Annotated in this window: 2 protein-coding genes and 1 pseudogene; 1 reads left to right on the top strand and 2 read right to left on the bottom strand. The window is 65.4% G+C overall.

Annotation, left to right across the window (positions count from 1 at the left end):
• Positions 1–7 precede the first annotated feature (7 nt).
• Positions 8–1,369, bottom strand: coding sequence for a peptidylprolyl isomerase (locus HMPREF9440_RS07980; protein WP_008543162.1), 1,362 nt, complete (start codon positions 1,367–1,369; stop codon positions 8–10).
• The gene (locus tag HMPREF9440_RS07975; protein ID WP_008543160.1) at positions 1,362–3,713 is read right to left on the bottom strand and encodes an LPS-assembly protein LptD; all 2,352 of its coding nucleotides are present in this window, start codon (positions 3,711–3,713) and stop codon (positions 1,362–1,364) included. Before HMPREF9440_RS07975 ends, HMPREF9440_RS07980 begins: the two co-directional genes overlap by 8 nt.
• Positions 3,714–3,832: 119 nt before the next feature.
• Between HMPREF9440_RS07975 and HMPREF9440_RS12135 the strand changes: the two are divergent.
• Positions 3,833–4,475 (top strand): annotated as a pseudogene (locus tag HMPREF9440_RS12135) (aminoglycoside phosphotransferase family protein); the annotation flags it as partial.

The raw sequence follows: 4,475 nt of genomic DNA, 5'->3' as shown, positions 1-4,475 counted from the left end.
CCGCTCATCATTCGGCGTCGTTGAGGCGCACGTCGACGTAGGCTTCGTCGCGGAGCTCACGCTGCCAGGTGGCGGTCGCTTCGGCGAGCTTCTTCTGGCGGAGCGCCTGACGCGCCGCGATGCGCATGCGCTGCGGGTTGCCTTCGGTGTCGGTGCGGCGGTCGACCACCTGGATGAGGTGGTAGCCGTAGTTGGTCTTGATCGGCTCGGAGACTTCGCCCTTCTTCAACTTCTTCATCGCGGCTTCGAATTCGGGCACGGTGTCCCCGTCCTGGAGCCACCCGAGGTCGCCGCCGCGGGTGGCGGTGGCGTCGACGGAATTGAGGCGGGCCATCGTGGCGAAGTCGGCTTCGCCGGCTTCGATGCGGGCCTTGATTTCGGAGAGGCGGCGCAGCACGTCGGCTTCCGGCGTGATGTCCGAGACGAACATCAGGATGTGGCGGGCGTGGGTCTGCTCGACCGGGCCCCCGGCCAGCTTCGCGGTGGCGCCGTTGCGCTCGCCTTCGAGCTTCACGACGTGCCAGGCGCGCTGCGAGCGCGTCACGTAGACGTTGCCGGCCTTGAGGTCGTTTTCCATCGCCTTCCAGAAGACTTCCGGCATGTCCAACTTCGTGCGCCAGCCGAGGTCGCCCCCGGAGAGCGCGTCGTCGGCGCGCGAGAAGGCGGCGACGAGCGAGGAGAATTCCTCGCCGTTCCTGGCGCGCTGCGCGATGTCTTCGGCGGTCTTGCGCACCGCGTCGTCTTCGTCGGGCGTGTTGATCGGCAGCAGGATGTGCGCGACGTGGTATTCGGTCGTTTCGTCCCCGGTGAAGCCCGCCTGTTCGGCGAGGTAGGCGTCGATTTCGCTGTCCAAAACGACGATCTTTTCGTCGACCTCACGCTCGCGCAGGCGCTGCGTCGTGATTTCGTCGCGGATCTCTTCGCGGAACGAATTGAAGGCGACGCCGTCCGCGGCGAGGCGGCTGCGCAGCTCCTCGACGGTGAGGTTGTTCTGGCGGGCGATCTGTTCGATCGAGGCGTTCACCATTTGGTCGTCGATGCGGATCCCGGTCTGACGGGCGTGCTGCATGATGGCGCGCTCGGTGATGAGGCGCTCCAGAACCTGCTGGCGGAGCTGCTCCATCGGGGGAAGTTCGATCTGCGCGCGGCGCAGATTGATCGCGACCGTGTGGACGCGCTGCTGGAGTTCGGTCTCGGTGATCACCTCGTTGTTCACGACGGCGACGATGCGGTCGAGGTCGGCCTGAAGCGGCGCGGCGGCCGCGGGTTCGACGCCCCCGGCGGGCGGCTGATCCATGACGGAAGCCGCCTGAGCGGCAGCGGCGCCGAGCGTCGCGAGAACGAGGGCGAGTGTCTTGAACTTATTCATAGTAGTCGTAAGGATCGGACATCCCGGGGATGGAGTCACGCGTTTGATAAGCCTTGATGCTGCGGCGAAGTTCCGAGAGCGGACTGACGCCAATGCTACCCAAACCGGTCAGCTCCAGTTGTAAGAAGAAGTTGGTCTCGTCTTCGTTGGAACTCGTGGTGTAGCGCTGGGCGGCGATGCGCATCGTCCAGCAGTCGTGGTGGTACTCGAACCCGCCGATCATTTCGATCGGCTTGTCCTGATAGAGCGAGTAGTTGTAGCGGAAGAGGCCGTAGAGACGGTCCGTGAGCGGCCACTGCATCGCGAAGTCGATCTGCTTGATGCGGTCCTCGGTCGCCACCGCCGTCTTGTTGTAGCGGTAGTAGAGCGCCATGCTCGACATCGGACGCGGCTGCCAGCGGATGCCGGCGTTGATCTTCTGGAGTTCGCTCTGAGAAGACGAGTACTGCGCCGTGGTCGAGACCGTCACCGCTCGGGTGAGGCGCGCGCCGACGCTCGCCAAAAGGTCGCTTCGGCTGTCGTGCGTGCGGGTCCCCAGCGTGTCCTGACCGTCGAAGTAGTCGCGCTCCGTGGTCGTGTTGAGGAAGTCGACGCGCTGGTCGCCGAAGTAGTGGCGCTGGCCGAGCCCCGCGCGGAAGATTTCAAGCCCCGAGGCCTTGTCGATGTAGCGGGTCGAGATCGCGGTCGTCACCTGGTTGGCTTCCGACACGCGGTCGTAGCCCGCGTAGACGTTCTCGGTGAAGAGCGTCGCGAAGTTCAGGTCGGCGATCGACGTGTCGAAGATCGGAATGTCCGACTGGTCGCGGTAGGGCGAGTAGGCGTAGAAGATGCGCGGCTCGACCGTCTGGAAGGCGTCGCGGCCGAACCAGCTCGAATCACGCTCGAAGATCAACCCCGTGTCGAGGCTGAAGATGGGCGAGACGCGGCTCGGGTTGTTGTCCTTGTAGTAGACGTAGGCGTCGCTGCCGGTGCCCTGCAGGTTGCGGCCGCGGTGCTGGAGGTCGTACCAGGTGCCGATGAGGCGCCCCTTCGGAATCACGAACCAGCCCGCGCCCCTCATCGGGTAGCTCACCGTCTGGTCGACGACGAAGCGCGACCCGTCCATCATGTCCGGGTGCGTGAAGCGCGTCGCTTCGATGACGCTCGTGAGCTCAAAGCCTTGGACGTCGCCGTAGTAGCCCGACGCGACGAACTGCGGTTCGCGCTCAAAGGGCTTCACGATCTTGCGGCCGTCCAGATCCTCGGGGTCGATCGCGAGCGTCTGGTTCTTGTTGACGCGCAGCGCCGTCGACCAGTGCGTGTCGGTCCACGTGAGCGCGTAGTCCTGCGGCAGAACCGCTTCGGACGATTCGCGGATGTCGCCCGCGAAGTCCGAGATGTAGTCGTCGTCCGAGACGCGGTTGTAGTCGACCGTGAAGCCGAGCTGGTCGCGCTGGTACTTCCCTTGGACGCGCGTGCCCCAGCGGGTGTCGCCGTACTCGCGGTCGTCGTTCAGGTAGTTGAAGGACGCCGATCCCTCAAAGTTGGGGAGCATCAGGCGCGCTTCGTTGCCGATCATCAGCCCGCGCTTCGTCATGTACCGGGGCGTGATCGTCCAGTCGTAGTTGGGCGCGAGGTTGAAGTAGTACGGAATCGAGATGTCGACGCCTCGGGTCGAGCTCATCGCGTAGGTGGGCGTGAGGAACCCCGAGCGGCGTTCCGAGCTGATCGGGAACGAGAACCAGGGGGAGCCGAAGATCGGCACGCCCTGGAAGTGAAGCGTCGCCCCGCGGCCCGAGGCCGAACGGTCGTACTCGTCGATTTCGAGGTCGTTCATGCGGATGAACCAGGCCTCGTCCTCGCGCTTGCAGGTCGTCACCTTGACGTCTTCAAAGGTCGTGCGGTCCCCGGAGAGGAAGCGCACGTTCCTCGCGCAGCCGCGCAGATTGCGGGGCGCGTACTCCCACGTCGCGTCCTCCATCGAGCCCGAGCGGCTCGTGATGCGGAACTTCATCGAGGGACCCGAGAAGCTCGCGCCCTGGCGCGTGATCTTGGCGTTGCCCTTCGCGGTCACTTCGTCCGTGCTCTGCACGTAGGTGATCTCGTCCGCGGTGAGCACCGTGCCGCCGCGGCGGATTTCCGCGTCGCCGATCAGATGGAGTTCGTCTTCGGGGTTGCCTTCGATGCGTTCGGCGCTCACGAAGCTCGCGCTGTCGTTCGCGTCGGTGCGCGCTTGGTCCATATCGAGCCTGGTGGCCGAGTCGAGGCGGACGCGGACGTTGTCGGAGGCTTGGGCGGCGCCGCTCATGGCGGCGGTGGCGAGCGCGACGCAGGCGGCGATGACGCGGACGGGCGGTAGGGTCATGGTGAAGCGGACTCCGGGAGGAGCCGATAAAATGGGCGGCGATGAAATTGCCAAATTATAAGGCGGCCGCCCGCAGGGACGGCCGCCTTGCGCCACCTATTGAAGAAGGAGTTGTCCTCATGGCGAACCGCGACGAGATGCTGGAGCAGTGGCTCCGACAGACCGCCCCCCGATACGGCCTCCGCGCGGAGGCGCTCGCCCCGGCGAGCAGTGACGCGGGCTTTCGCCGGTACTTTCGCGTGCCCTCCGAATCGGGCCGCTCCTTCATCGTGATGGACGCGCCTCCCGAGCACGAAAACACCCCGCAGTACCTCAAGGTCTGCGCGCTCATGCGCGAGGCGGGGCTGAACGTCCCCGAAGTCTTCGAAGCGGACCTCGACGCGGGGTTCGCCCTCATTTCGGACCTCGGGAATCAGACGTACCTCGACGTGCTGAACGAAGAGAACGCCGCGAAGCTGATGGACGCCGCGACGACCGCGCTCGTGACGTGGCAGAAGGCCTCCCGCCCGGGCGTTCTCCCCGAGTACGACCGCGCCGTTCTGGAGCGCGAGCTCGAACTCTTCCCCGAGTGGTACGTGAAGCGCCACCGCGGCGTCGAGTGGGACGAGACGGAGCGGAAGTGGTGGGCGATGACGAAGGAATTCATCCTGAAGAACAATCTGCGCGAAGCGCAGGTGTTCGTCCACCGCGACTTCATGCCCCGGAACCTCATGGTCTCCGACCCGATGCCGGGCGTGATCGACTTCCAGGACGCGCTCTACG

Source organism: Sutterella parvirubra YIT 11816, from assembly GCF_000250875.1.
In the GTDB taxonomy this organism is placed as follows: Bacteria; Pseudomonadota; Gammaproteobacteria; order Burkholderiales; family Burkholderiaceae_F; genus Sutterella; species Sutterella parvirubra.
Note: the sequence above shows the minus strand (reverse complement) of the source record. Positions and strands in the feature narration are given on the sequence as shown.

What these genes read in the sequence shown, in the direction of transcription:
- HMPREF9440_RS07980 (WP_008543162.1), bottom strand. Translation starts at nt 1,369, where the DNA reads ATGAATAAGTTCAAGACACTCGCCCTCGTTCTCGCGACGCTCGGCGCC.
- HMPREF9440_RS07975 (WP_008543160.1), bottom strand. Translation starts at nt 3,713, where the DNA reads ATGACCCTACCGCCCGTCCGCGTCATCGCCGCCTGCGTCGCGCTCGCC.